This is a genomic window from Methylocystis sp. IM3 (assembly GCF_038070105.1).
Taxonomy (GTDB): Bacteria; Pseudomonadota; Alphaproteobacteria; order Rhizobiales; family Beijerinckiaceae; genus Methylocystis.
In genome coordinates this window covers 666,862-693,597 of sequence record NZ_JBBPBZ010000002.1, presented here as the reverse complement: position 1 = coordinate 693,597, position 26,736 = coordinate 666,862, and the positions used below count along the sequence as shown (strand labels likewise).

General features: G+C 62.7%; 20 protein-coding genes, 1 tRNA gene and 1 pseudogene. 14 read left to right on the top strand and 8 right to left on the bottom strand.

Translation table 11 applies throughout. From position 1 onward, the window contains the following. Positions 1-23: 23 nt before the first annotated feature. Positions 24-3,062: an efflux RND transporter permease subunit gene (locus WOC76_RS05105; RefSeq protein ID WP_341387541.1), complete on the bottom strand. Its 3,039-nt coding sequence runs from the start codon at positions 3,060-3,062 to the stop codon at positions 24-26. Next, positions 3,059-4,186 (bottom strand): efflux RND transporter periplasmic adaptor subunit, encoded by a 1,128-nt coding sequence (locus tag WOC76_RS05100; RefSeq protein WP_341108523.1) that lies wholly within the window; start codon positions 4,184-4,186, stop codon positions 3,059-3,061. The genes WOC76_RS05105 and WOC76_RS05100 overlap by 4 nt, the downstream gene beginning before the upstream one ends. Before the next feature lie 192 nt (positions 4,187-4,378). Here WOC76_RS05100 and WOC76_RS05095 point away from each other — a divergent pair, with 192 nt between their 5' ends. Next, positions 4,379-5,944 (top strand): efflux transporter outer membrane subunit, encoded by a 1,566-nt coding sequence (locus WOC76_RS05095; protein ID WP_341108526.1) that lies wholly within the window; start codon positions 4,379-4,381, stop codon positions 5,942-5,944. 140 nt (positions 5,945-6,084) lie between these two features. On the opposite strand, the gene WOC76_RS05090 is transcribed toward WOC76_RS05095, so the two are convergent. Both WOC76_RS05090 and WOC76_RS05085 read right to left on the bottom strand, forming a co-directional pair. Continuing rightward, on the bottom strand, positions 6,085-7,533 hold the full coding sequence (locus WOC76_RS05090; protein WP_341108528.1) for a GntP family permease: 1,449 nt from the start codon (positions 7,531-7,533) through the stop codon (positions 6,085-6,087). 4 nt (positions 7,534-7,537) lie between these two features. Then, the gene (locus WOC76_RS05085; RefSeq protein WP_445928461.1) at positions 7,538-8,602 is read right to left on the bottom strand and encodes a patatin-like phospholipase family protein; all 1,065 of its coding nucleotides are present in this window, start codon (positions 8,600-8,602) and stop codon (positions 7,538-7,540) included. Positions 8,603-8,731: 129 nt separating this feature from the next. On the opposite strand from WOC76_RS05085, the gene WOC76_RS05080 reads away from it, so the two are divergent. The 8 genes from WOC76_RS05080 to WOC76_RS05045 all read left to right on the top strand — a co-directional run bounded on the left by WOC76_RS05080 (position 8,732) and on the right by WOC76_RS05045 (position 14,811). Then, the gene (locus tag WOC76_RS05080; RefSeq protein ID WP_341108530.1) at positions 8,732-8,974 is read left to right on the top strand and encodes a hypothetical protein; all 243 of its coding nucleotides are present in this window, start codon (positions 8,732-8,734) and stop codon (positions 8,972-8,974) included. Positions 8,975-9,287: 313 nt separating this feature from the next. Beyond that, complete coding sequence (locus WOC76_RS05075; RefSeq protein WP_341108532.1) at positions 9,288-9,791, top strand: Na+/H+ antiporter subunit E; 504 nt, start codon at positions 9,288-9,290, stop codon at positions 9,789-9,791. Continuing rightward, positions 9,784-10,083, top strand: a complete 300-nt coding sequence (locus tag WOC76_RS05070) for a monovalent cation/H+ antiporter complex subunit F (RefSeq protein ID WP_341108534.1) — start codon at positions 9,784-9,786, stop codon at positions 10,081-10,083. The genes WOC76_RS05075 and WOC76_RS05070 overlap by 8 nt, the downstream gene beginning before the upstream one ends. Then, on the top strand, positions 10,067-10,360 hold the full coding sequence (locus tag WOC76_RS05065; RefSeq protein WP_341108535.1) for a cation:proton antiporter: 294 nt from the start codon (positions 10,067-10,069) through the stop codon (positions 10,358-10,360). The genes WOC76_RS05070 and WOC76_RS05065 overlap by 17 nt, the downstream gene beginning before the upstream one ends. Next, entirely contained in the window at positions 10,357-11,301 is a 945-nt protein-coding gene (locus tag WOC76_RS05060) for a hydrogenase subunit MbhD domain-containing protein (RefSeq protein ID WP_341108537.1), read from the top strand. Before WOC76_RS05065 ends, WOC76_RS05060 begins: the two co-directional genes overlap by 4 nt. Continuing rightward, on the top strand, positions 11,298-11,639 hold the full coding sequence (locus tag WOC76_RS05055) for an NADH-quinone oxidoreductase subunit K (protein WP_341108539.1): 342 nt from the start codon (positions 11,298-11,300) through the stop codon (positions 11,637-11,639). Before WOC76_RS05060 ends, WOC76_RS05055 begins: the two co-directional genes overlap by 4 nt. Next, positions 11,636-13,156 (top strand): complex I subunit 5 family protein, encoded by a 1,521-nt coding sequence (locus WOC76_RS05050; RefSeq protein WP_341431311.1) that lies wholly within the window; start codon positions 11,636-11,638, stop codon positions 13,154-13,156. The genes WOC76_RS05055 and WOC76_RS05050 overlap by 4 nt, the downstream gene beginning before the upstream one ends. After that, positions 13,153-14,811: a complex I subunit 5 family protein gene (locus tag WOC76_RS05045; protein ID WP_341431310.1), complete on the top strand. Its 1,659-nt coding sequence runs from the start codon at positions 13,153-13,155 to the stop codon at positions 14,809-14,811. The genes WOC76_RS05050 and WOC76_RS05045 overlap by 4 nt, the downstream gene beginning before the upstream one ends. A 31-nt stretch (positions 14,812-14,842) precedes the next feature. On the opposite strand, the gene WOC76_RS05040 is transcribed toward WOC76_RS05045, so the two are convergent. Then, a complete protein-coding gene (locus WOC76_RS05040) occupies positions 14,843-15,337 on the bottom strand; it encodes a DUF992 domain-containing protein (RefSeq protein WP_341108545.1) in 495 nt (164 codons plus the stop codon). 75 nt (positions 15,338-15,412) lie between these two features. Then, positions 15,413-16,477, bottom strand: a complete 1,065-nt coding sequence (locus WOC76_RS05035) for an AI-2E family transporter (RefSeq protein WP_341108547.1) — start codon at positions 16,475-16,477, stop codon at positions 15,413-15,415. Between the two features lie 191 nt (positions 16,478-16,668). Between WOC76_RS05035 and WOC76_RS05030 the strand changes: the two genes are divergently transcribed. From WOC76_RS05030 to WOC76_RS05020, 3 genes are all read left to right on the top strand, one after another. Then, complete coding sequence (locus WOC76_RS05030) at positions 16,669-17,700, top strand: AI-2E family transporter (RefSeq protein WP_341108549.1); 1,032 nt, start codon at positions 16,669-16,671, stop codon at positions 17,698-17,700. 230 nt (positions 17,701-17,930) lie between these two features. Next, on the top strand, positions 17,931-18,965 hold the full coding sequence (locus WOC76_RS05025; protein WP_341431309.1) for a hypothetical protein: 1,035 nt from the start codon (positions 17,931-17,933) through the stop codon (positions 18,963-18,965). Then, a complete protein-coding gene (locus tag WOC76_RS05020; protein ID WP_341431308.1) occupies positions 18,940-20,088 on the top strand; it encodes an extracellular solute-binding protein in 1,149 nt (382 codons plus the stop codon). The genes WOC76_RS05025 and WOC76_RS05020 overlap by 26 nt, the downstream gene beginning before the upstream one ends. Positions 20,089-20,632: 544 nt before the next feature. Here WOC76_RS05020 and WOC76_RS05015 read toward each other — a convergent pair. After that, positions 20,633-20,717: transfer RNA gene (locus WOC76_RS05015), tRNA-Tyr, on the bottom strand. Positions 20,718-21,033: 316 nt separating this feature from the next. Here WOC76_RS05015 and WOC76_RS05010 point away from each other — a divergent pair. Continuing rightward, positions 21,034-22,629 (top strand): phosphoenolpyruvate carboxykinase, encoded by a 1,596-nt coding sequence (locus WOC76_RS05010; protein WP_445730655.1) that lies wholly within the window; start codon positions 21,034-21,036, stop codon positions 22,627-22,629. 1,320 nt (positions 22,630-23,949) lie between these two features. Here WOC76_RS05010 and WOC76_RS24245 read toward each other — a convergent pair. Further along, a pseudogene (locus WOC76_RS24245) lies at positions 23,950-25,332 on the bottom strand (glycoside hydrolase family 2 protein); the annotation flags it as partial. 233 nt (positions 25,333-25,565) lie between these two features. On the opposite strand from WOC76_RS24245, the gene galK reads away from it, so the two are divergent. Beyond that, complete coding sequence (gene galK / locus WOC76_RS05000; protein WP_341108557.1) at positions 25,566-26,726, top strand: galactokinase; 1,161 nt, start codon at positions 25,566-25,568, stop codon at positions 26,724-26,726. Positions 26,727-26,736: the final 10 nt, after the last annotated feature.

The following is a 26,736-nucleotide window of genomic DNA, read 5'->3' as shown; positions in this document are numbered from 1 at the left end:
AGTCACACGCCACGGCGTTTTGGTCAGGCTGGCTCTCGGATCCCAAACCACAGGACGTAGAGCGCCGGCGTGACAATCAGGGTGAGAACCGTGGCGACGAGCAGGCCGCCCATGACGGCGAAGGCCATCGGCCCCCAGAATACCGTTGGCGCAATGGGGATGAGGCCGAGCACCGTGGAGACCGCCGTGAGCACGATCGGCCTGAACCGCGAAATCGTTGCGTCAACGACGGCCTTCCACTGATCCGGCTGTTCGCGCCGTTCGATCTCGATCTGCTCCACGAGGATTACGGCGTTGCGCGCGATCATGCCGAGCAACGACAGGATGCCTAGGATCGCCACGAAACCGAGCGGCTTTCCGAAAATGAGCAGCGCGGCGATGATGCCGATCAATCCCATGGGCACGATCGACAGGACGAGGAACATCCGGCTGAAGCTCTGGAGCTGGATCATCAGAAACGTCGTCATCAGGAATAGCATCAGCGGCACGCGCGCAAAGACCGACCCTTGCGATTTCGCGCTTTCCTCGACCGTTCCGCCCGTGTCGATCCGGTAGCCGGCCGGCAGGCTGGCGTTCAACTCGGCGACCGAGGTCGCCAGCGATGAGACGGCGGTTTCCGCGGTCAGGCCCGTTGCAGGGTCTGCCTGCACGGTCAGCGTCGGCGTGCGGTTACGACGCCAGATGAGCGGGCTTTCCTGCCTGAATTCCAAGGTCGCAAGCTGGCTCAGGGGCGCGACGCCGCCGTTCGGCAGCGGCAGCTGCAGGGATTGCAGCGCATCGAGCGACATTCTCTGCTCTTCGGCCGCGCGCGCGACGATGTCGACGAGATAGATGTCGTCGCGAACTTGCGTGATTGTCTGGCCGGTCGCAACGCCTTGCAGAGCGCTGGCCACGGCTTGCGAACTCAATCCGAGTAGCCGCGCCTGATCCTGATCGACTTTCACATGAACCGCTCGGGTTGGCTCGATCCAGTCGAAATTGATCCGCGTCACCGTCGGGTTCTCGCCCATCTTCGTGGCGAGTCTGAGCGCGATATCCCGCACCTTTTCGACGTCTGGCCCGCTCACGCGATATTGAACCGGCCACCCCACGGGAGGACCAAGTTCGAGCGGCGCAATTCGCGTCACGAGCCCGGGGAAGCCCTCGGCGAGCGCGGTCTCCAATTTTCTGTGCAAGCGCTCGCGCGCATCGACGTCTTTCGCAATGATCACGAACTGCGAGAAAAAATCATGCGCCAGCTGGACGTTGAGTGGGAGGTAGAAGCGAATCGCGCCGCGGCCGACATAGGCGCTCCAGCTCGCCACGTCGGGGTCGCCCTTTAAAATTTTATCCAGTCGCTCCGAGACCTCCTGGCTTGCATATATCGACGCGTTCTGACGGAGGGAGAGATCGACGACGAGTTCCGGCCGGTCCGAGGCAGGAAAGAATTGCCGTGGAACCAGCGGCGAGACCAAAAGGGCGACAACAAAACAGGCGAGCGTCGCGCCGATCGTGACCCAGCGCGCCCGCATGGCGGAGACCAGCAGCCTGCGAAAGGCCTGCAACACGCGCCCCTCCTGCTCGGTGACGGGCTTGTCCGGCTTGGCGAGCAGAAAAACGCCGACGAGAGGGGTAAAGAGGACCGCGACGAACCAGGAAACGATCAGCGCGATCGACACGACAGCGAAGATCGAAAATGTATATTCGCCGGCAGAGCTCTTGGCGAGGCCGATCGGCACGAAGCCGGCGGCGGAGACGAAAGAACCCGTCAGCATTGCCATGGCGACGCTGTTATAGGCGTAACTCGCCGCTGTCTCCTTGTCGTCGCCGAGCGCCAGCCGCGAGGTCATCACGTCCACGGTCGTCATGGCGTCATCGACCAGCAGTCCCAGCGCGATGATCAGCGCGCCGAGCGAAATCCGTTGCAGATCGATCCCCGCCATCGTCATGATCGGAAAAACGATGGCGAGCGTCAGCGGGATGGAGATGGCGACAACAGCGCCGGCGCGAACGCCAAGGCTCACGAAACTGACCGCCATGATGATGGCGATCGCCTGCCATAGCGAGGTCATGAAGTCGCCGATTGCATGTTCCACGATCTGTGGCTGATTGGCGACGAGGATTGGCTCGATCCCGACCGGCAGATCCGTGGTCGCCTCCTTCATAGCCTGGGCGATGTTCTTGCCCAGCGAGAGCACGTCGCCGCCGGGTCGCATGGCGACGGCGAGCCCGATCGCCGGACGCCCGTTTACGCGGAACATCGATTGCGGCGGATCAGCGAAGCCGCGCCGTATTTCTACGATGTCTCGCAGCCTCACGAGGCGGCCATTGGCGGAGATATTGATGTCGAGAATGTCTTTTTCGGAATCGAAACCGCCGGAAACGCGCAAGGAAAGTTTTTCGTCTTCGGTCTGAACGACGCCGGAAGGACTGACCGCGTTCTGTTCCTGCAGCGTCCTGATCAATTGCGCGCGGTCGATCCCGAGCCCCGCCAGATGCCTGGTGGAAAATTCAATGAAGATTTTTTCTTCCTGCGCGCCCAGCACCTCGACTTTCGACACGTCAGGGACCGCGAGGAGACGCGAGCGGACTTTCTCGACGTAGTCACGCAATTCGCGCTGCGAAAAACCGTCGGCCGTGAACCCATAGATAATGCCGAACGTGTCGCCGAAGTCGTCGTTGAAACCAGGGCCGACGACGCCGGCGGGCAGCGTGTGGCGGATGTCCCCGATGTTCTTGCGCACCTGATACCAGATGTCGGGGACTTCCGAGGGAGGCGTGGCGCCTTTCAGATTGACGAAAATGGTGGTCGATCCGGCTGTCGTATAACTGCGCACGAAATCGAGGCTCTTCGTCTCCTGCAGTTTGCGCTCTATGCGCTCCGTCACCTGTTTGAGCGTGTCGTCGATTGTCGCGCCCGGCCAAAACGCCTGGACCACCATCGTGCGAAATGTGAAATTGGGATCTTCGTCACGCCCCAGGCTGAAATAGGAATTCAGTCCGGCTATGACGACCGCGATCATGCAATAGACCATGAAGGAGCGGTGTCTGAGCGCCCAGGCGGAGAGATTGAGGCTGCTCACGGTCCCGCCTCCAGCAACCGGACCTTCTGGCCGGGGTGGAGCGCCTGAACGCCAGCCGTGACAATGGTGTCTTCCGGCTTCAATCCCTCCGTGACGACGGCCGCGTCTCTGGTGAACCGCGCGACTTTCACATTGCGGAGCGCAACGGTCATTGTCCCGGGATCGACGATCCAGACGCTCGGCCGCCCGTCGCTCTCGGTCAGAGCGGCCGCCGGTATCGCGATCGCCGCCGTCGCATCCAACCGGACGCGCCCCGAGACGGTGGCGCCAAGGCGCATTTCAGGAGGCGGCGACTGAATCGTCACCCGGACGCGGAAGGTGCGCGTCGTCGGGTCCGCCTGTGGGTCCACCTGACGAACCCGGCCGACGGCGGTCACGCGGCGGTCATCGGTCAGCGCCAGATCGACCCGCGCGTCGCGCTGCGCGTCGCGCAAAATACGCGCTGGCGCGTCGAAGACGGCGTCCCATCCGCCCGTGCGGGCGAGGCGGAAGATCACCTGGCCCGGCTGAACCACTTCGCCAGCCTCCGCCGCGCGCCCAACGATCGTTCCCGGAAAATCCGACCTCAGCTCGGTAAAACTCACAATGTCCTGAGCTATCTTGAGTTGCGCCGTCGCGTCCTCTATGTCCGACTTCGCGGTTTCGACCGCTGTCAGCGCCTGGTCGTATCGGGTCTTCGTCGTGTAGCGGCGCTCGAGAAGCGATTGCTCGCGCGCGAAAACATTGCGCGCCTCGCGCAAGCGCCCCTGCGCTGCGGTCAACCGCGCCTGGGCCGAACGGAGCGCGTTCTGCTCATTCTGGGGATCGAGCCGCGCGAGCAACTGACCGGCCTTGACAGTGTCGCCGGCGCCCACGAAGCGCTCGACCATCCGTCCGCCAATTCGAAAAGAAAGAGCGGCCTCGGTTTCAGGCTGAATGCTGCCGGTTAGCTCCACGGTCTCGCCGAGTTTGCTTTTCTCGATGACGACGGCGCGCACAGGTCGGGGCTCCCCCGCCTCCTGTCCCTGGTCACGGCCGCATCCTGAAAGGGACATGAACAGCGCCGGCGCTGTCCAAAGCGCCCGGCGCCAGGGAAAAGTCGCCGTCAGTCGCCTTACGAGAGCCAATGTTTCATCCCACTGCACGACTCTTGCCCTGCAAGCCCGTAGAGCAAAAAAACACATCGTCTCCCGTAAACAACCTGAAACGGGACGATTTCCTGTGGATAACGCCACAGCAAGCGCACCCCAACCGTCACCTTCCTATCAAGAGCCATTAAATACCGAGGGACGACCTGACGGCGTTAGCCGGCGGGAAAAGCGCGCGCAGGGAAGAAAGTGCGAACCACGGCGTCGAATTGGCTTGGCGCGCTCGCCCCCGCGACCTTCCTCGGGGCGCTCGCCCTTTCCAGCTGCAGTCTGGATTGGGAAAAGCCGGACATAAGCGTCGTTCCGCCGGAGCGTTTTCTCGAAGTCAAACCAAAATCGGCGCGGCCCATTCCGCGCGGACCCGATTTCGCCGTCAAATTCGGCTCCAGGGAGCTGGCCGAACTGACTACGCGGGCGTTGGAAGACAATCTTGCCATCGCCGCCGCCATGGCGCGCATCGACCAGGCCGACGCCAACGCGCGCATCGCCAGCGCCGCTCTCTGGCCGTCGGTCAATTTGGGCGCGGGCGCACAGCGAGTGCAAATCCCAGGGACGCGAACCAGCGACACGCCAAATTTCAATCCTGCGCAGGAGGTTTTCCGAGGCGCCGGCCAGCGCGACGCGGCGACGCTCGCCGACAATCTTTCGACATTCAGCGCAACCCGCACCAATCTTTTTACGCTGGGCTTGAATGCAAGCTACGAGATCGACTTCTGGGGCAAGAACCAGAATGCGTCCAATGCGGCGCGGCTCCTTGCGAACGCCTCGCGCTTCGATCGGGACGTTGTCGAGATCGCCACCCTCGCGGCAGTAATGAACGCGTATTTTCAGGTTCTGGCGGCGCAGGATCAACTGCGGATCGCGCATGAAAACGTGCGGATCGCCGAGCGCGTGCTCGGCGCCATCACAGCCCGGCTGGAAAAGGGTGCGGCCACCATGCTGGATTACGGCCAGCAGGCGGCCGTTCTCGCCGGCCAGAAGGCCACAATTCCGCCGCTCGAACAGACCCTGCGGCAAACCAAGGTCACTCTGGCCGTCCTGCTGGGCCAAACGCCGGAAACGCTCGAAGTCAGAGGCGGCTCGCTGAATGCTCTGAAGTATCCGCGGCTTGACCCGGGCTTGCCTTCGGAAGTTCTCCTGCGACGGCCCGACGTGGCGGAAGCCGAGGCCATTCTCGCCTCGCGAGAATTTTCCGTGCTGCGCGCGCGGGCAGCGTTCTTTCCCTCGATCACGCTCAATGGGCGATATGGGGTGCAGAGCATTGTACTGCGCAATCTCCTGCGACCTGAAGCGATCGCTTGGGAGATCGGCTCGAATCTCGCTCAACCTCTGTTCGACGGCTTCAACTTGCAGGGCCAGTACCAATTCGAGCAGGGACGCTACGCAGAAGCCGCGGCGTTCTATCGACAGCGAATCCTGGCGGCGCTGGGCGATACGGAAAGCGCCCTCATCGCCATGAATGAAACCGCCAAGAGCGTGAAAATCGGCGTCGAAGCGGTCGCCATGTCAAGAATCGCCCTCGACGCCGCACAGGCGCAACTTCTCGAAGGAACGATCGACGTGATCACGCTATCGACCGTTCAAACAACCTTCTTTCAGTATGAATTCAATCTCACGCTGGCGCGCCTGGCTTATTTTCAATCCGCCGTCAGCCTCTATCAGGCGCTCGGCGGCGGCTGGTCGCCGACGACGCGCAATGCCGAGATCGCGCGCGCCAACGACGCGTATGAATCCGATAAGGGTCCTTGGCCATAAACCGCTTTTTTCTCGGGGCGATCGGGATTTTCCTCTGCGCAGCATGAGAAACGCTGGCAGCCCGCTTTTAACGCGCGGGTTGCCGCGCTTGATGCGAGACGTTCTGAGAGAGGACTTTACAAGGTCGATGACGCCGAGCATTAGAATGAGCCGACCGTCGATCCCAGTGCGATGACGGCGACGAGCGCGAGAATGGCTCCCACAATGGCGACAACCACAATATCAAGGTAACTTTCCTTGTGCGTGCAGCCGCAGACGGCCAGCAATGTCACAACGGCGCCGTTATGCGGGAGACTGTCGAGCGTTCCGGCGCCAATGACTGCGACGCGATGCAAAAGCGCCGGGTCTATGCCCTTTTGTTCGGCAAGACGCAGGTACGTCTCGCCCAGCGTATCCAGAGCGATGGTGAGACCGCCCGACGCCGACCCGGTCAGCGACGCCAGCACATTGGTCGCAATGGCGAGCGAGACAAGCGGACCGCCCTCGATCGAAAGGACCCAGCTGCGTACGGCTGCAAAGGCCGGCAAGGCTGCGACCACAGCGCCGAATCCAACCAGACTGGCGACGCTCATCAGGGGCAACACCGACGCCGTGACGCCGGCGTCGACGCTTTCGCGTATTTGGGTCAGGCGCCGCCGATTCAATACAATCAGCGTGACGATGGCGGCCGCGAGCGCCACGATGACCGACCAGACGCCGCCGACGGCGGCAAGCGTCGTCGGTCCCCAACGCTCCTCTGAAAGAAACGAGTCGTCGAGGCCCGGAATGACGCGGAGCGACATCACGAGATTGACGCCTACGACGACCAGAAGAGGAATTGCGGCGATGAAAATAGTGGGGTTCCCCTGCCGATGGCCGTGCGGAATCTCCGCGAGGTCAAATTCGCGGGCAACCGCCGCGCGCTCGCGGATGATCTGATCTTCCGCCGCGTCGACGACGACGCTGGGCTCGTCGCCATACCCTTCGCCGCGGCGGCGCGCCGCGCGTTCCGCGCGCGCCAGCCACCACATGCCAAAACCGAACATGATGAGAGCCGCCATCACGCCCAGGCCTGGCGCGGCGAAGGCTGTCGTGCCGAAAAACGGCATCGGAATTGCGTTTTGAATGGCTGGCGTTCCGGGCAAGGCCGACATCGTAAAAGTGGATGTGCCGAGCGCAATCGCTGCGGGCGCAAGGCGACGTGGCGTGCCCGCCTTACGGAACAGCTCCTGCGCCATTGGCGCCAGCACGAAGAAGGCGACAAAGAGACTAACTCCGCCATAGGTGACGAACGCGCCGGCGAGCACGACCGAAAGGATCGCCCGGCGGGGCCCCAGCCTTTCGGCCATGAAATTCGCTATTGCCGTGACTGACCCGCTGTCGTCCATCAGCTTTCCAAATAGCGCACCCAGGAGAAAGATCGGGAAGAATTGCGCCACGAAGCGCGCTGCGCCATTCATGAAGGTGATGGTCCAATTCGCGAGCAGCGGCTCGCGCGCGAAGCCGACGGCGACAAGCGCCGCCACGGGAGCGAGCAACAAGACGCTCCACCCGCGGTAAGCGAGCCAGATGAGAGCGCCGAGGCCAAGGAGAATTCCGAGGAGACCCATTGCGCTACATCCCTTCCAGAAAAGCGTCGAAGTCGAGCGTCGAATGCTTGCCCAGGCTTTCGCCGTGAAGATCGAGAAAGGCGTCGGCGGCGCGGCGTCCCTCGTCACGCAGCATACATAGGAACTTCCACTCGGCGAGGAGTTTGGAGGAGGCGCTGAGCGACGCCATCATCTCGGTTGAAATGCGATGCATGCGCATACCCGCCCATTGGGCGCCTTCCCGGTCGCCGGGGTCCGCGGCCTGGCGCAGGAGCGCAATCATTCGAAGCTCTTTGAGAAGAACAGCGTTGAACGAGACTTCATTGAGGCGATTGGCGATCTCGGTCGCCGAGCGCGGTCTCTCCCTGCGCTCGATCGGATTGATCTGGACCAGAATCGTGTCTCGCGACCGGCATTCACGCACGAGCGGCGTAATCGTCGGATTGCCGGAGTACCCGCCATCCCAGTAAAGTTCGCCCTCGATCTCGACCGCCTGGAAGATGGTCGGAAGGCAGGCCGAAGCAAGTAGCGCGTCGGGCGTGACGTCGGCGTTTCGGAACACGCGGGGGCGCCCGGTGGCGACGCAGGTCGCGGTGACGAAAATCTTGATAGGGGCGTCCGCGACCCTCTCGAAATCGACCACGTCGGCGAGAACGCGGCGCAATGGATTGAGGTCACTGGGATTGAGGTCATAAGGCGAAAACAGCCGGGACATCAGATCCGTTGCGACAAAAAGTGGAGACGTGTCCAGCGTCCAGCGGCCGAGCAGCACGTCCATCGGATTGCGCTGCATAGGGCTCAGACGCGCGGCGTCGGAGACGCGCCCCCAGAAAAGCTCGAGCGCCGCACGGGCGGTTTGGGGACCTCCCTCCGCATAGCCGCTAATGAGCGCCGCCGCGTTCATCGCGCCCGCTGAAGTACCCGAAATCCCTTCGATTTTGAGCCAGTCTTCCTCGAGCAACCGATCGAGAACGCCCCAGGTGAACGCGCCATGCGCGCCGCCCCCCTGCAGAGCGAGGTCGATCGAAACCGGATCGCGCGTCATTGTCGTCCCTTCATATTGCAGGCCGTCACATCGTTGAAGGCTCATAGGGACACTCGCCCGGCAGGTTTCATGAGGCAAGACTGCTACCCTTGACTTCCCCGCCTTATACATCACTATTGTCACGCTTCTTGAATTAGCTTTCAACCGAATACGCAAACGATCTGGGAGGAAAAAATGGTCTGGAACCCGAAACTCGCCGTGTTTGGCGCGGTCTGTGGCGCGCTGTTGCTTGCCTCCACCCCGTCGATTTCGGCGGTTCTTTCAAACGCGGCGGATCTCGGCGGCGAAAAGCTCGCGCTAACGAGCGTGCAGCAATCGGCCTTTGAAGCGCCGGCAGGGAAAAAATGCGTCAAATGGACCCGCCGCTGGAACACGCGTCATGGGTTCGGGCGCCGCCGTTGCGTGCAGTGGCGGTAAGGCGAGTGGGGGCCTGGCCGGTTGGAATAACCAGCGGCCAGGCGCCCTCGCGTCTTTGAGACGAAATGAATCTTGAGAGATTAAGAGTTTAGGAAGCAAAGGGACAGCAGCGCGCTTTGCCGCCGGCGCAAGATGGACGGCTTTGAGCAGCAGCCCTTGTGTAGAAGAAGGCGCCCCGAGCGCCGGACTGCACATTTTCAGCGGAGGCTTTTAGCGTTATCTTTCGAGGCGCGGCCGGTTGGTTTTTTTCTTGATCGCGACACTGCTGCAAGGCAAGGTTTCCCGCGCGCAACCATTCGGAAGCGAAAAAGTCATGCCTCTTGCCTGGCGCCTTCGCCCGACATGCTTTTTCTCCAGGCTGATCGCCTTCCTTTGCCTCTGGATGATCGTCTCGGGGCTTTCCCTCGGCGATCTCATCATCGGAACGATTACCGCCGCCGGGTCCGCATGGGCGAGCATAACTCTCCTGCCCTGCGCAGACAGGCCGCCGCGTTTTTGCGCCTGGCTTCGATTGGCGCTTCGCATCCCATTGCAGGCTCTCGGCGCCGGCGCCGATGTGGCGCGGCGGGCGCTCGACCCGGCGCTTCCCCTTCGCCCTGGATTCGTCGCCTATTCCACAAGCCTGCCTGAAGGAACGGCGCAAGACGCCTTTGCGGCGCTCGGCGCGATGCAGCCTGGGTCCGTGCCGGTCCGCGCCGACCGTCATGGTGGTTTCGACATTCACTGCCTGGATACGCGCCTTCCCGTTGTTCCAACGCTCGCGCGGGAGGAAACGGCGCTCCGAGAGGCCCTTGGGTTGGAGCCGCCTTGTGGATAGCTTCTTTCTTGCGGCCGCCGCAGTCATCGTCGCGACCACCGCGATCGGCTTGTTGCGCGTTCTCAGCGGACCTACCAAGGCGGACCGCATGATGGCGTCGCAACTTCTCGGCACAGGCGGCGTCGCCGCGCTGCTTCTTGCCGAGACGAGGGGCGCGCGCGGCGCAGTTGACGTCGCGCTGGTTCTCGCACTGCTCGCGGCCTTCTCCGGGATCGCCTTCGTCAAGGCGGCCGCCGTTGCGCAGCGTGGCGACGCGCCTGTAAAGGAGTCTGGCGATGAAACCGATGATTGATGTATTTTCTGTTGTCTGCGTGAGCGGCGGCGTCTTCTTCTTTCTGGCCGGCGCCGTCGCTTTGCTGCGCTTTCCCGACACATTGACGCGACTGCATGCCCTCACAAAGGCAGACAATCTCGGACTCGGCCTCGTCGTGCTCGGCCTCGCGCCGCAGGCCGAAAGTTTTTTCGCTGCCCTGAAGCTTTGCCTCGTTTGGGTCGTCGCGCAACTGGCGGGGACGACGCTCAGTCAATTGATCGGGCGCCTCGCGAAAGAGAAGACGTCGCAGATATGAGCGCCCCATTCCTTCTCGACGCCTGCCTCGCCGCACTCACTCTGGCTGTCGCCGCCTATGCGGTTTTCGCGCGCGAGGCGTTTACGGCGGTCGTGGCGTTCATCTCTTACGGACTGCTGCTGGCGCTCGTCTGGGTTCGGCTTTCAGCCGTAGACGTGGCCCTTACCGAGGCGGCGATCGGCAGCGGGGTTACGGGCGCTCTGCTGATTGGCGCGGCGGCGCGGCTCGGGGACGGCGACGCCGCGGCGCGCTCCGGCCCCGGAATTTTATCCAAAACCCTTTATGCGCTGCTTTGCATGTTAGCGACGGGCGGAATCGCCGCGGCCGTTTTGTCGCTGCCGCCTGTGGCGCCGACCTTGGCGCCGCTTGCCCTTCAGGAACTGCGGGCGACAGGGCTCGGCAATCCGGTGACCGGCGTTCTTCTCGCCTATCGCGCGATCGACACGCTCCTCGAGGCGGTCGTGCTGGTTCTGGCGCTGATCGGCGTCTGGTCCTTCGCCCGCGACGCCGCCTGGGGCGGCAAGCCGGAATCCCCGGGCGCCCCCGATCCCGACGCCGCCCTCGTCTTCCTGGGCCGGCTCCTGCCGCCGCTGGGGATCATCATCGGGGTGCATCTCGTCTGGGCGGGCGCAACGCAGCCGGGAGGCGCCTTCCAGGGCGGAACGATCCTCGCGGCGATCTGGATCCTCGTCATGGTCGCCGGATTGGTCGATGCACCCCCGATCAACCGCCCCTGGCTGCGCGTCGCGCTCGTTGGCGGGCCGGCGCTGTTTCTTGCGATCGGCATTGCCGGTTTCGCGCTTGCCGGGGCCTTTCTTGCTTATCCGGAAGGCTACGCCAAGCCTCTCATTATCATCATCGAGGCGGCGCTGACCCTTTCGATCGCCCTCGCGCTGGGATTGCTGGCGCTCGGCGCGCCAACGAGGAACCCACAGCAATGAACGCCATCACGCTCGCCGGCCTGGGCGGCGCCGCGCTCGTCGGATTGGGCCTCTACGGGCTCGTAACGCACCCCCATCTCTTACGCAAAATCATCGCCTTCAATGTCATGGGCGGCGGCGTGTTTCTTCTCTTCGGCGCCATCGCGCGCCGGGGCGCCGTCGCAGGGACCGGGGCGGATCCCGTGCCGCATGCCTTGGTGATTACCGGAATCGTCGTGGCCTTTTCCGCCACGGCGCTCGCGGTCGCGCTTCTTCTGCGCGTTTTCAGGGATACGCAAAGCCCATTTTTCCCTGCCGATCCACCCCGCGACCCTTCTGACCGGAGCGGCGCGATTTGACGCTCATCGCCCTCAATCCGATTTCCGTCAGCGCGAGCGTCCTGTTGCCGGCGATCCTTGTCTTGCCGGTTGCAGGGGTGCTGCTGGGCTTTGTTCTCGGCGGCCGCAGGACCGTGCTGACGGCCCTCATTGTGGCCCCGATCGGCGTCGCGCTGGCGGCCGCGATCGTCTTTGCCGTCTGGCGGGACAATCAAGCGCTGGTCTATGTCATCGGCGGGTGGAGTCCACCGCTCGGCGTCGCGCTGCGCGCCGATGGGTTCTCTGCCGCGATGCTGGCGACGACGGCGGCGGTCATTTCGGCCACGGGATGGTTCGCTCTGGGATCCTTCGGGCAAGCCGTGGGAGCCTCCGAGACACGCGTGACTTTCGCCTTCTGGACGCTGCTGCTCGCCGTTTGGGCGGCGCTCAACGGCGTCTTCCTCGGTTGGGACTTGTTCAATCTCTACGTCTCTTTGGAGATGCTCACCTTCGCCGCCGTTCCGCTGGTTTGCCTGGACGGACGGGCGACGACCCTCATCGCGGCCTTGCGCTATCTGCTGTTCGCGCTTTTTGGATCGGCGCTTTATCTGTTGGGCGCGACGCTTCTCTACGGCGCCTATGGCGCGCTCGATATCGGCCTCCTTTCGTCGCGCATTCGCCCCGAACCGGCGGCATGGATCGCGCTCGCCGCGATGACCGCAGGCCTGCTCGCAAAGACGGCGCTTTTTCCCTTGCACCTCTGGCTCCCACCCGCGCATGCCGGCGCTCCCCCGCCCGCGAGCGCCATGCTCTCCGCCCTCGTCGTCAAGGCGTCGTTTTTTCTGATCGTTCGTCTGTGGCTCAATCTCGCGCCTGCGCAAATGACCGCCGAAATCGCGCCAATTCTCGGGGCGATGGGCGCGGGAGCAATCATTGTCGGCAGCGCGCTCGCGCTGCGCCAAGCGCGGCTGAAACTGCTGGTCGCCTATTCGACCGTCGCGCAGATTGGCTATTTGTTCATGATTTTTCCGCTCGTTGCGGGCGGACGCGCCGAGGCGAACTCCGCCTGGGTTGGCGGCGCCTTGCAGGCTGTGTCGCATGCTTTCGCCAAGGCGGCGATGTTTTTGTCGGCAGGTCTTATCGCACAGGCGCTCGGACATGATCGCATCGCGGAGTTTCGTGGGTTGGGGCGGATCGCCGCCCCGGCGGTTCTCGCCTTCGGCCTTGGCGGCGTTTCCCTGATGGGATTGCCGCCGAGTGGAGGTTTCGTCGCCAAATGGCTGCTGCTGACGGCTGCGATCCAGAGCGGCCAGTGGGCCTGGGCGATAATCATGGTCGTCGGCGGCCTGCTTGCCGCAGGCTATGTCTATCGCGTGATCGCGCCGGCGCTGACGCCCGCGCGAGAAATGCCGCATGCCGCTTCCGCCTCCGTCTCGAGTGGCGCGGCGCTTGCGTTGGCGCTGGCGCTCCTCGCCGTTCTGCTGGGTTTCGCCCCCCCGGACCTCGCGAGGCTTCTGCTCGTTGGCGCGCCAGCAGCGAAAATGGAGGCGCCCAGATGATTGCCTCCTTCTTTTCCCTGCTCGCCACTTTCGCCTATGGGCCAGAGATCATTGCAATCGCCTTGGCGACTCCGCTCGTGTTTCTGACCGGCTGCGCAGCGCAGCGCCTGCGGGCAGCGAGACCGGCGCTCCTGGCGCTGGCCCCGGTTCCTGCGCTCGCCGCGGCGATAGTTGCCGCCGATTCCGGCCCGCTGGTGCTGGACCAGACGCTGTTTCCGGCTGTCTTCGTCCTCGATCCGCCGGGCGCGCTGCTCTTGGGCGCGAGCGCCTTGCTCTGGATCGCAGCAGGCGCCTTTGCGATCGCCGTCATGCGAGAGGAAATGGAGAACGGCTGGTTCGCCGCCTGCTGGCTGCTGACCCTTCTCGGCAATATCGGCGTCTTTCTCTCGGCTGACCTCGTGAGTTTCTATCTCGCTTTCGCCTTGGTCAGCCTGCCGGCCTTGGGACTGATTGCCGGATCCCGAGGCATGGAGGACGTGGGGCGCCTGTATTTTTTCGTGGCGCTGCTGGGGGAAGCGTTTCTGATTGTCGCCTTCGTGGCGCTCGCGCTTGGCGCGCCCGAACACAGTCTTCTCATTTCGGATGGCGTCGACGCGCTCGCCGCCTCACCCTGGCGGAACGTGGCGCTCGCTCTGCTGATCGCCGGCTTCGCGACGAAAATAGGTCTTGTCCCGTTTCACGTCTGGATGCCTTCCAGCTATCGAGCAGCGTCGATCCCGGCGGCCGCGGTTTTGAGCGGTGCGGCCGTCAACGCGGGCGTCATCGGGCTTATCCACTTTCTTCCCTGGGGGCTCCACCTCGCCTTTTGGGGCGACGCCCTCGTCGCGTTCGGCATGATTGGAGCGTTTTACGGCGTGGCGATCGGCCTGACGCAGCGTGACGCCAAGGCGATTTTAGCCTATTCCAGCGTCAGTCAGATGGGCCTCGTCGCCGCCACGCTCGGCAAGGGCCTCGTCGCCGGAAACGCCGCCGCGGCGGGCGCCGCCGCCCTCTACGCCGCGCACCATGGACTTGCGAAAGGCGGCCTGTTTCTGGCGGTGGGGGTCGTCCTGTCGCGAGTTCCAGGACGCAGCGCCTGGATCGAAGCGCTTGTCGCTTTGCTGGCCCTCAGTCTTGCAGGTTTGCCTCTGACCGGCGGCGCGATTGCAAAATTGGCGATCAAAGAGCCGCTCGGGGACGGCGTCGTCGGCGCTCTTTCGATTTTATCCGCGGCTGCCACCACCTTGCTTATGCTGCATTTCCTGGCGCGTCTCCTCAAGACGCCAAGGCGTCGAGCAGAACCATTTGCGCCAAGTCCGATATCTCCATGGCTTGTCGTGGCCACGGCGTCGGTCGGCGTTCCGGCCGTCTGTTTATTCGCCGGAACGCCGGCGGGCTTGGCGACGCTGCTCGACTATCGTCTGGTCTGGGAGTTCCTTTGGCCCGTCCTGGCCGGAGCCGCGCTGGGGGCTGCTTGCGGGCGCCGGCTCGATCAGGCGCCAAACGTGCCCGAAGGCGACGTCGCAGCTTTGCTGCAGCGGGCCGGAGAACCTTCGGAAGGGCTCGGCGTCACCCTCGAATGTGCGGACAACAGCTTGAGGAAGTGGCCCGTCGCGGCGGCGATGCTGCTCGCGGTCGCGACGGTGATTGCGGGGACGGGAATTTTCGCGCGCTGACCGAGTTTGAAAACCCGGGGAGAAGCTTTGCTCAACGCCCCCGGTAGGTGAGCCTCAGACCGGCGACGCCCGCCGCGACATTGAGACCGGTCTGGGCTTGCACGCTCAAGGGCTGAAGCACGATGGAGTTTTGCGAGCCGCCCACGAGCACATTGGCGCCGCCTCCCACGCCGACCGAAGCATTCGCCGAGACGCCAGCAAATGTTCCCTCCAGGGCGCCGCGCGCGAGTCCGTTCGTTGGGCCGAGCACTGTCCAGATCATACGGCTCGGACCCTTGATTCCGACATCGAGACCCAGCCGTGTGATCCGCGCCGAATAAGACTGGCGAGGCGAGGCGCCCACCGGATCAAACACGCAGGAGAGCCGCTGCCGCGATCCGATGATAGCGCCGATGCTGCCGCGCCCGTTGCATGTCAACGTTCCCGCGACGATTCCAGCCTCCTGCGCAGACACCGGATTTGGACTCGCGATCCCCAGGGTCGATATTGCGACCAGAAGCCCTACTGCTTTGCCGGCTCTCTGCATGACGCCCCATCTTTTCAACTGAATGAAGATTGCCATTCTTACTATGGAACTTCGCGCCCGACAATATTGTTCAGCTTAAGTCTTTGAAGACGGCGCAGACGCCCGCCCATTAGGTTTCGCGATCACATCATAGGCGACGCTCAGCGCGACGGTCGCCGGCACCGCCAGCACCACGCCCATGGCCCCGAAAAGCGCGCCGAACGCCAGCATGCAGAAGAGCAGCACCACGGCCGGCACGCTCAAGGAGCGGCTTTGAAGAAACGGCGTAATCAAATAACCCTCTATGAAGCTCGCGCCGCCGATTGATAGTGCGGCAGCTGCGGCGCTATCGATCCCATGCGGCAGGGCGACCAGCGCCCCGACCACAAGTGCGATCATCGAGCCAAAATAAGGGATGAAGGCCAACGCGCCGCTGATCGTCGCAAGGGCGAGCGGCGCCGGCGCGCCGAACGCCCATAGGGCGGCTCCAGCGAAGACCGTATTCATCGCGACGACATAAAATTGCAACACCATCCATTGTCGCAGCGCGGCTCCGGAGCGGTGGAGAAACGCCGCCATTTTTTCCCGGTGTTGCTCCGGGGTCAGGACCAAGACTCCTTCGAGATGACCCTTCGGATCCGAAGAAAGATAAGCCGCGCCGATGATCGCGATCAGCGTCATGGCGAGGGCGTTGCCTACCGATCCGAGCGCGGCTCCGATATGCTGGGCGATCGGAGCCGCCGCCTTCGAGTAATCCATCTCCAGGATGAATTTTTCTACGAAGCGGCCCCAGGGATGCTCTTCGACGAGTCGCTGGATGAGCGCCATCGCGGCCGGCACGTCTAGCGCCACTTCGTCATATTGCCGGAGAAGCTGACCCCCGAACGCCATCAGCGTCACCGCGACTCCCCCGGCGATCGCCAGAGCGACCGCGAGAAGCGAAAGACCCGGCGCAATCCCTAAGCGCCGTCCAACGTTTTCCGCGGCGCCCCGCCAGGCGACTGCAATGACAATCGTCGCGAAGACAAGCGGCAGGAAGACCGAAAGCCTCCAGAAAAGAAGGCCGAGCGCCACAGCGACCGCGCCGATCGCCGTGACGGCGACCGCGCGCGCGATGAAGTCGGGCTGGTCGAGATTCTTCGTCAGGAAATTAAGCTTCATGGCGCGCCTCGAGTGTTTCGGCGGGGAGTGTTTGGAGCGCCCCGCAAGAGACGCCGCCCTTATCGCGAGGTCATGTCGGTTCCAAGACTTCGTCCAGCAACAACCGGCGACCGGCCTAATCTTGACATTGCGGTAGGGCTGCCGTCAATAAACGCGCTCGAGCGCCGTCGCGCAAAAGAGAGAAGTTTGTCATGTCCAATGGACGCGTTATCGAAACGACATCCATCATTGTGACAATCCTCCTTGCGCTGACCGCGTTCAAATTCGCCCAGGCCGTTGTGGAGCCTGTGATTTTCGCGTTTTTCATCATCGAGATCGTCTGGCCGATGCAGACGGCGCTGCGCTCCAAATTGGGTAAGGGCGCGGCGATGGCGGTGACGGTCCTCCTGACCGTGACGGCGGCTCTGGCGCTCTTCTCGATAATCGTCTGGAGCGGTCGTCAAATCGCCGAGTGGATCAGCCAAAACGCCGATCGAATTCAGGATTCGCTGATCGCGTCGACCGCCTGGCTTGAGAAATACGATATTTTCATATTTGCGCTCCTCGCGGATCATTTCAATCCAGCGGCGGTGGTCCGCCTCGTTCCCGTGGTGGCGATGCGGGTAAACACGATCCTCGCCTTCGCCCTCATCGTGCTCATTTACGTGATCTTGGGCCTGGGAGAGACGGATATTATGACACAGCGCATCGCCGCGCTGAAAAATCGCGACGCCAGCCAACGGCTCATCGCCGCCGGCCGAAGGATCGGAACGAAGTTTCGCACTTATGTGCTCGTTCGGACCATTGCGAGTCTGGCGACCGGCGTCGCCGTATGGGGCTTCGCGCGCTTCATAGGTCTCGAACTCGCGGGAGCCTGCGGCGTGCTCGCCTTTGCGCTCAATTACTTGCCTTACATTGGCTCGTTCATTGTCAGCGCGCTTCTGCCATTATTCGCCTGGGTGCAATTCGGGTCAGGCGAGACGGTCTTCGTGGTGATCCTTGGCGTCCTGTTCATTCAGGCGATCATTGGCAGCTACCTGGAGCCTCTATTTTCCGGCTCGGCTCTATCGATTTCGCCGCCGCTTGTTCTCTTTTCGATTATCTTGTGGACATATCTGTGGGGAGCATTGGGCGCCTTTCTCGGCGTGCCGCTTGCAATCGCTGCGTTGACATTGTTCGAGGAATTCCCCTCGACGGCCTGGATTGCCGACATCTTGTCCGGCGGCCGAACAGCGAAAGTCTGAAAGGCCGCCGAAAGCGCGGCCTCGGCGGCGCTTCTCTTCGATGCTGATCAGCGGACGATACGGAAGAATGGTCTCGCGGCACTGATCGTGCCCGATCACGAACTGAATCTTCGCATATGCAGCCGCGCGAGCCACAACGCGCTTGCGCATCCGCCTGTTAATCCCATCTCAAGGCTCAGGCAATCAGGGACGCGCCCCCTTGCCGGCGCGCGTCAGCGAGTACATCTCGCTTGCATACCCGTGACGCCGACGAACTCCGCCACACACTCCAAAGCCTTTTAAGTCACATAACCATCGGCGGCGCCGTTGTAATCGGAAGCGGAGCAGAGTGCATGGCCAACCTTACTGCAAAACTCGCGAATTTGGCGCAGGCGGCCGTAGTCGCTTTCTCGGTCCCGGTCGTTTCACCAGCATCTGCCCAGCTGTTCCGGGGTCCCCGGCTGGCGCAACAAGCAACGCCCGACCAGTTCGTCACCAGTGTCCGTTACCGCCCCGCACGCCACTTCGTGCGGCGCGTTCTCCCCGCCGAACAGAGTTCGGAGGCACCCGAACCCGGCGGCGCGACAGGCGAGGCGCTCGCCGCTTGCGAGAAAGGAATCGGAAAATCCGAGGACCTCAGTCTGCCCGGGACCAAAGGGGAGATCAAACTTGATCGGTGCTATCGCGGGCGCGAGCAGCTTGTCTGCAGCCTCGCGGCGCTTTCGTTACAGGCAAAGGCGCTTGTTCAGGATTTCTCCAAGATCATTGAAGCCAACTATCCAGACGTCGCCAATGTGGACTCCATTTGCCGCATGGCGCCCGAGAATCTCGCCGCCCATATGCAGAAAGCCTCCACTTTCTCGACGCGTTTCAGGGACCTGAAAAACGAATATGACCGGCGCCTCGCCTGTGTGGAGAAAGTCGAGCAATCTCTGCAACAGGTAAGCTTGGCCGATATGCCTCGCTCAGATGAAATATTGAAATCGGTGAATGAAACGCTGCAGGGAGACATCAAAGACGTCGCCGCGACACGGCAGGTCCTTCTGGACCTCGCCGAAAGAATGGATTCGTCCCAAAAGGCAATCGCCGTCATCCAGAAGCTTTATCGAACGATGTGCTTTGCTCAAACTCCGGAGCAGCCGATCAGCGCCGCCGTGCAGGAAAAACCTCCAATAATGCAACCGGCGGCGCCGGCGCCGCAGTTCACACCTACAAAGAAGGAAGAAGTAGAGCAGCCGCCGCTCAACAGGGGTCTCCCCGATGGCCATATCAAGACAAATCCGTAGCGCCGCCGTGTGGCTGGCCTGGATTGCGGCCTTTTGTAGTTTCCCCGCGTCGGGGCAGGAGCGCATCGTCAATGTGCTCGGATGGAATGACTACATCGATCCTGGCGTCATACTCGATTTTACCGATGAAACCGGAATCAAGGTTACCTACGACTCTTACGACTCAGACGCATCTCTGGAAAAAAGGCTGAGATCAGGAACGGAAACCTTCGACATCGTCATCGTCTCGGCGCCTACGCTGTCGAAAGATATCGCCAAGGGCGCCTATTTGAAGCTCGATGAAAATAATCTTCCCAACAAGAAATATCTCTGGCCCGAAATAATGGACCTTCTTTCAAATTATGACATAGGGAACCGCTTCGCTGTGAACTACATGTGGTTTACCGTTGGAATTTCTTACAATGTCGAGAAAATAAGAAGCACATTGGAAGCTGTGGCGGGCCATCGCGCATCGGCGCGGGCCGACGCTTCGCCGCCATTCGATTCCTGGGCTGTGCTGTTCAAACCTGAATATCTGCGTAAATTCTCGAACTGCAGCATAGGCGTAGTCGACAGCCCTGAGTATCTGCTAGCCATCGCGCGGCGATATTTATGGTCTGATTGGAAGTCCGCCGTCGGCCTGTCGCATGACACGGATCTCAAACGCGCAGCTGACATGTTGAGCGTCGTGCTGCGAGACGTAAAAAAACTGACGGGGTCGAATTACGCCGCCGCGCTGTCGAATGGCGAAGTCTGCATGGCCGTCGGCTATTCATTGGACAGTTTGCGCGCGCGCGATCAGGCGCGGGAAGCCAATAACGGCGTCGATATCGCTTACGTGCTCCCCCGTGAAGGCGCGCCCGTCTTGATGGATAATCTTGCCATCTTGAAAGGCGCCCCGCATGTCGCGGAAGCCTATCAGTTCATCAATTTTCTGTTACGTCCGGATATTGCCGCCAGGAACACCAACTTCACACATGCCGCAAACGGAGTTTCGGCATCGACGCCCTTCGTGGATAAAACAATTGCCGGGAACAAGTCCGTTTATCCCGACGCCGCCGTCGTCGAGCGGCTTTTCGTGCCCGAAAAAACCTATGCGCCTATGCAGGACGCGTTGTTGCGTGAATGGGCGCGCATTAAATAGGGCAAAGATCAAGCTGTAGCGCCGCGCCAACCGACCCTGAGGCTCTACACGGGCGCCCGTCACGGGGCGACGCCGCCCGTCTCGGCCCCAGCACGCCAGCAACGGCGCACTTTTCACCAAGACCCAAAAGCCGGCTACGCGCTGCCGGACACCATTCCGATCTCGCCGCCGCCGTGACCGGTCCTCTCCGCCTCGCTGATCGACGGGAGTCCTTTGTGGCGAAGCTGCGCAAGAGGTAGCGGCTGGTTCGGAAAAAATGCCAAGAGGCAGGCGGGTCCCGGGAGCGGCCACGGCCTGCGCAAAATACGCTGCTGAGGCCGGAGCGACGATTCCAGATTGAAAGTGGTTACCGCTCCGGACGCGCGCAAGGCAAAGGGCTCGCTGTGCACGCTGGATGCTGATCGCCGGGGTCTGGCGTGGGACGCTGCGGCAAGGCTCTTGGCGAACGTAGGGTGAACTTCCATGCCCTCACCCCCTCTCTCGGCGTTTCGACCTAGAGAAGAAGATGCGCAGCAACAACAAGTTAGATGCTGGGAAAGGTCAATGGTGGGGGAAGTAGGACTCGAACCTACGAAGGCTTAGCCAGCGGATTTACAGTCCGCCCCCTTTGCCGCTCGGGACATTCCCCCATCTTGCTCTCTGCCTAGCTTGGAAGCCAGACCGGAGCATGCACGTGACGGCGTTGACCGGGTTTGAGCGCCCGCCGCCGTCTCGTCCGCGACGCTGTGTAGAGGAAAGCGCCAGCTCAGTCAAACCCCCGCGGCTCTATCCAGCGGAAAGATTTTTCGAAGCCCGAGAGATAGACGAAAGCCCGCGCCTTTCGCCGATACAGGCGCGCCCTCATCGGTCAAAGAGGAACGCGAGCGGGCGCACTGCGAAGCTGGAACATCCGCCTGAAGGCAGGCGTTTCCCCAGAAAATGGGCTCGCCTCGGGGATCGGGAAAAATGACGGCGCAGATGAGGGTTTCGGCCGTTGGGCCGCACGACGCTTTTCCCCTCCGCCAGCCGCAGCCCACCTTTCGCAATCTCGAGGCGCCGCGCCTCTATGAAGAAGCGATCAAGCGCGGGGAAGGCGCGATTGCGGATGGCGGCGCGCTCGTCGTCGAGACGACGCCGCATACCGGCCGCTCTCCGGGCGACAAATTCATTGTACGCGACGCGCTGACCGACCGCGCTGTTTGGTGGGAAAATAATCAGCCTCTTGCGCCAGAGCAGTTCGACAGACTCCATGAAGACATGCTGGCGCATGCGCGGGGCGTCGCGCTCTTCGCTCAGGACCTCCAGGTCTGCGCTCATCCGCGCCACAGCCAGCGCGTGCGCGTCTTCAGCGAACTCGCCTGGCATTCTCTTTTCATCCGCAATCTTCTCATCAGGCCGCCGCAACTCGACGACGATCCAGCTGACATCACGATCATCGACCTCCCGTCGTTCCGGGCGAATCCCGCGCGCCATGGCTGCGGTTCGCAAACGGTGATCGCCCTCGATTTCACACGGCGCGTGGCGCTGATCGGCGGCACGCGTTACGCCGGCGAGATAAAGAAATCCGTATTCACTCTCCTCAACTTCCATATGCCCGCCCAGGGCGTGTTGCCCATGCATTGCGCGGCGAACGACCACGAAAGCGGCGCGGCGGTCTTTTTCGGCCTCTCGGGCACAGGCAAGACGACGCTTTCCGCCGATCCCGAGCGCGCCCTGATCGGCGACGACGAGCACGGCTGGGGCGACGCCGGCCTCTTCAATTTCGAAGGCGGTTGCTACGCCAAGGGGATAAGGCTGTCCCGCGAGTTCGAGCCGGAAATATACGCCGCGGCGGAACGCTTCGGCGTCGTTCTGGAAAACGTGAGAATGAATCCCGAGACGCGGCAGATCGACTTCGCCGACGACTCGATCACTGAAAACACGCGCATCGCCTATCCGATGGACTTCATTCCAAACGCGGCGCGCGAAGGCTGTGCGGGACACCCCAGAAATGTCGTGCTGCTCACCTGCGACGCCTTCGGCGTGCTGCCGCCGATCGCCAGGCTCGACCCGGCGCAAGCCATGTATCATTTTCTTTCCGGCTATACGGCACGGGTTGCGGGCACGGAGACAGGCGTTCGCGAACCGCAGGCCGTGTTCTCCACCTGTTTCGGCGCCCCCTTCATGCCGCGCCATCCTTCGGAATATGGAGCCTTGCTGCGCGAACGCATTCTCGAGCATCAGGCGAATTGCTGGCTCATCAATACCGGCTGGACAGGCGGCGGCTATGGCGATGGCGAACGCATGCCGATCGCCTTGACGCGAACGCTGCTGAGAACCGCGCTGCAAGGCGGGCTGAGAGACGCGCCATACCGACCCGACCCCTATTTCGGCCTGTTGACGCCGCTCGCGGCGCCTGGCGTCGACGCTTCTCTTTTAGACCCGGCCGCCACGTGGCGCTCACGCGAGGCCTTCGACGAGGCCGCGGGAAAAGTGGCGGCGATGTTTTCAGCCAACTTCCAGAGCTTCGAGCCATTCGTCGGCCGGGACGTGCGCGACGCTGGTCCGCGCCCGCCGATCTGAGTCCTACGCCGACTCGAAGCCCGCCGGCTGAAGCGCCGGCGCCGCGCTCTTGTTCAGAGCGGCCGTCGCCAATGCGTCGAAAAGCGCGGTCGCCGTTGGATCGGCTCCCGGAGCGTCGCGCAGCAGGCGGAAGGTCGAGATCACAATATGGCCTTCGCCATAATTGCGCTCCACGGCGAGACCGACAGGCTTGTGAATCCAGCCGACAGCCAGCGCCGCATGAACGCGCGCATGGAAGTCGAGCAAATTGCAGCCCGAAATGACGTGAGTCGGGATCACGCGGTCGAAAGTGTGATCGATCAGCGGCCCGCCGGGCAATCCGCGGAAGGCGCCCCGCCGCCGCAGCCACGCAAAAGACGACGCCCAGTCGCCACGCCACAGCGTTCCGTCACGGGCGACGATCTTGACATTCTGCCAGTGCGGGAAGAACGGCGTCAGCGTTCCCTCCTCATCGGGCAGCAGAAGCGCGCGTCCGCCGCCGCGTACATAGGCGGCAAGCTCGGGCGTGCTTTGCAGCGCGATGACGACGTCGGCGTCGCTCATATTCGCGGACAGGCGATACCCCAACGCCTGAGCGCGGACCCGCACCTCGGGCTCCGGAGACCAGATCGACAGCATGGCGCCGCCCGGACGGCGAGGATGCAGCGCGAGCTCGATCTCGTTGCGTGCGATGATGCGCTCCCCTGCGCGCAGATGGAAGGAGATGCGTCGCATGGAGGGCTTCTCGACCTCCGGCAGCGGGATCGCGATCTCGCCGAGGTCCAGCACGCTCGCCGCATCGACCCGCGCGACGGCGATCGTCTGCGGCCAATCGGAAAGAACCTCGAGCGTCGCGCCTCGAATAGTTTCGGGGCCGCCATGCGCGATGCGCAGGGGAAGACGCAGAGTCTCGCCCGACCAGAAGCTGCCGCGATCGAGGCGCGGCACGATCGCCGTATCGCTGTTGATGGTGTGGAAAACATCATGGAAGGCGCGCGGATTCGAACGCATGTCGAGGAGACCGTTCGACTCCCAGTGGCAGTCCGTAAGCTCGGTGATGACATAACCCGCAATCTCCGGCCGCCGCCGCATCGCCTCGATCTCATATTTGAGCGCGCGAAACTGCTGCCATTGCGCCGCCTCGATGAAGGCCTCGAAGCTGCCGAACACGCGATCGAGACTCCAGTCATGAAATCGGTTTTGGACGCCATGCGGATACATGACGCCCTCGCCCCAGTCGTGACCGGTTTCGAACCACCATGGTTCGCGCCCGTCCGCATCATTGAGCTTCCCGGGATGCGGCAGGCCCCAGTTGCCGAACTCCGAGCAGAGCAGTGGCTCCTCACCGGTCGTCACGGCGTCGCCCTCGGGACTGAACAGCCAGTCGCCGCGATCGGCGAGCGCATCGACGAAACGGTCCCAATCGTGACGGCTGTCCGGAATCGCCGCGTAAAAGTGGTAGTCCGCCAGATCGCTCTGCACGTGGAAGCTCGGCGCGAGCGGCGAATTATCGACGACAAGGCGCGTCGGATCGTAAGCCTTCAGCCAGAGATACAGACGCCGCAGCCAGGCGCGATGCTTGGCGTCGTGCACCAGGTCCACGCCCCAGTTTTCGTTTATCAAAGTCCAGCAAAAAATCGACGGATGATTGCCGTCGCGGTCGATGATGCCCTTGAGCGTCGTTTCCTTGCGCTCGCGCGAACGCTCCGTCGAATAGCCGCCATTCGGCAGTTCCGCCCAGACGAGAAGTCCCAGGCGGTCCGCCGCCTCGTAATAGCGTGGATCTGGCGCCTTGATGTGGCAGCGCAGCGCATTGAGGCCCAGCTCTTTCGCCTTGCGGAATCTGTCCTCGATGAATTCGAGTGAGGGCGGCGTGCAGATCGTGTCCGGATAATAGTCCTGATCGAGCGCGGCGCGCAGATAGAATGGCTTGCCGTTGAGATAGAGCTTGCCCGACCGCGTTTCAATCTTGCGAAATCCGAACGTCGACTCCTTCTCGTCGACAACCACGCCCTCGCGCATCATGCGCAGGCGTAAACGATAGAGGTTCGGCTCATCGGGCGACCAGGGACGAGGATCTGCGACGCGGGCTCGCAAAGTGGCGTGCTCGGCGCCGACGGCGAGTTCGGCCCGCGCCGTCGCAACGCAGTCGCCTTCCGGTCCGAGCGTCTCGAGCACGGCTTCCGTCCGGGCGCAGAGCGCGCGCTCGAACCTCAACTGAGCCGAAACGTCGCCGGCGTCGAGGTCGGCGCCAATGCGAAGGCACGTCGTACGGTCGGGGATATTGAGCTCCAGAAAGACCGACTGCCACACGCCGGAAAGCGGCCCGTACCAGCTCTGCTTGCCGAAAGGCATCTCGGCGAAGGGCGTCTGCGGGAATTCGGCAGGATCGTCCGTCGGGCTCTCAACCCGCACCTCGATTTCCGCGCGCCCGACGGTGAGCCGGTCGGTAATGTCGAAGTAGAAAGGCAGAAAGCCGCCGACATGGCTGCCAATCAAGGCTCCATTCACGAACACATGCGCTATATGAAACACCGCGCCGAAGTGGAGGAACACGCGCTGCTCGAGCCAGTCCGACTGCACGTCGATGCTGCGCCGATAGACCGCGACGCCGCCGCGCATGCTCAAATCGGGAAACTGAGCCTGCCAGGGACTTGGGACCAGGATGCTCCTCTTCCCGGCGAGCGCGGACGCGCTCGCGCCGAGATATTGGAACTCCCACATGCCATCCAGGCTGATACGCGCTTTCTTCACTGACGCCGTCCCCGGCCAGCAACCTGGCCCGCTAGATAGGGTCGAATGGAAGATGATGTTCGAGTTCAAATATTACGATCTGCGCGATGCGAAAACTCCTACGCGAAACTACTTAAAAGCGCCAGCCTTTTTCATCCCCAGCCTTGGGCGAGGCGCGAGATTTCGATAAGGAAGCTCAGCCTTTCGCCCTCAAAAGGACCGACATGCGCATGCAAGACGCCCACGAGCTGCCGCAGCTGTTCAAGAGCCGTTTCGGCGTCGCGCCGCAGTTGTTCCGCGCGCCCGGGCGCGTCAATCTGATCGGCGAACACACGGATTACAACGACGGCTTCGTTCTTCCGGCGGCGCTCGACCTCGCGACCTATGTCGCGATCGCGCCCCGTTCCGACCGCGTGATCAACGCCCATTCGGTCAATTTGAACGCCGATCTCGTTTTCGACCTGGACGACGTCCAGCAGCCAGCCCATGACTGGACCGACTATGTCCGTGGCGTCGCCGTCGAACTCTCGAACTCCGGCTATTTGCTCAGAGGCGCCGATATCGCGATATTCAGCACGCTGCCAATGGGCTCGGGCCTCTCTGCTTCGGCGGCGCTCGAGGTCGCGTTCGGCTACGCCTTGCTGAGCGTCTCTGGCGCGCTGATCGATCGCCTCGGCCTTGCGATGATCTGTCAGCGCGCCGAAAACGAATTCGTCGGGATGCGCTGCGGCGTCATGGATCAGTTCATTTCCTGCCACGGCGTCGAAGGCGCGGCTTTGCTGCTGGATTGCCGTAGTCTCGAGGCGCGGGCGATCCCGATCGATCCGGCTGTGCGCATCGTCGTCTGCAACACAATGGTGCACCATGAGCTTGCGAGCAGCGAATTCAATTTGCGGCGCAGAGACTGCGAGGAGGCTGTGAGGCTGCTTGCTACGAGGCTCGACGGCGTCGTCGCGCTTCGCGACGTCACACTCGCTCAGCTCGAGGAACACGCTGCGGTTCTGCCGGAGCTCATCGCCAGGCGCTCCCGGCATGTCGTTGGAGAAAACCAACGCGTCATCGAGGCCGTCGCGGCGCTCGAGCGTGGGGATTTCGCCGAAGCCGGCGGGCTTATGAATGCGTCTCACGAAAGCCTGCGCGACGATTACAACGTCAGTTGCGCGGAACTCGATCTCATGGTCGAACTCGCCCGTAAGGCTCCCGGAGTCTATGGCGCGCGCATGACGGGCGGCGGCTTTGGCGGGTGCACTGTCAGCCTGGTGGAGGCGGGCGCGGCCGCAGCCTTTCCCGAGGTCGTCGGTCCAGCCTATCAGAAGGCGACCGGCCTGACGCCAATGATCTTCTCTTGCACCCCTGGCGCGGGCGCTGGCCCGGCGCACTTCTGAACGGATGACT

Bases quoted from the DNA above. Each gene is read 5' to 3' on its own strand.
- WOC76_RS05035 (WP_341108547.1), bottom strand. From the start codon at position 16,477: ATGAAGCTTAATTTCCTGACGAAGAATCTCGACCAGCCCGACTTCATC.
- WOC76_RS05040 (WP_341108545.1), bottom strand. From the start codon at position 15,337: ATGCAGAGAGCCGGCAAAGCAGTAGGGCTTCTGGTCGCAATATCGACC.
- WOC76_RS05030 (WP_341108549.1), top strand. From the start codon at position 16,669: ATGTCCAATGGACGCGTTATCGAAACGACATCCATCATTGTGACAATC.
- WOC76_RS05090 (WP_341108528.1), bottom strand. From the start codon at position 7,533: ATGGGTCTCCTCGGAATTCTCCTTGGCCTCGGCGCTCTCATCTGGCTC.
- WOC76_RS05065 (WP_341108535.1), top strand. From the start codon at position 10,067: ATGAAACCGATGATTGATGTATTTTCTGTTGTCTGCGTGAGCGGCGGC.
- WOC76_RS05080 (WP_341108530.1), top strand. From the start codon at position 8,732: ATGGTCTGGAACCCGAAACTCGCCGTGTTTGGCGCGGTCTGTGGCGCG.
- WOC76_RS05075 (WP_341108532.1), top strand. From the start codon at position 9,288: ATGCCTCTTGCCTGGCGCCTTCGCCCGACATGCTTTTTCTCCAGGCTG.
- WOC76_RS05020 (WP_341431308.1), top strand. From the start codon at position 18,940: ATGGCCATATCAAGACAAATCCGTAGCGCCGCCGTGTGGCTGGCCTGG.
- galK (WP_341108557.1), top strand. From the start codon at position 25,566: ATGCGCATGCAAGACGCCCACGAGCTGCCGCAGCTGTTCAAGAGCCGT.
- WOC76_RS05055 (WP_341108539.1), top strand. From the start codon at position 11,298: ATGAACGCCATCACGCTCGCCGGCCTGGGCGGCGCCGCGCTCGTCGGA.
- WOC76_RS05085 (WP_445928461.1), bottom strand. From the start codon at position 8,602: ATGAGCCTTCAACGATGTGACGGCCTGCAATATGAAGGGACGACAATG.
- WOC76_RS05010 (WP_445730655.1), top strand. From the start codon at position 21,034: ATGACGGCGCAGATGAGGGTTTCGGCCGTTGGGCCGCACGACGCTTTT.
- WOC76_RS05060 (WP_341108537.1), top strand. From the start codon at position 10,357: ATGAGCGCCCCATTCCTTCTCGACGCCTGCCTCGCCGCACTCACTCTG.
- WOC76_RS05045 (WP_341431310.1), top strand. From the start codon at position 13,153: ATGATTGCCTCCTTCTTTTCCCTGCTCGCCACTTTCGCCTATGGGCCA.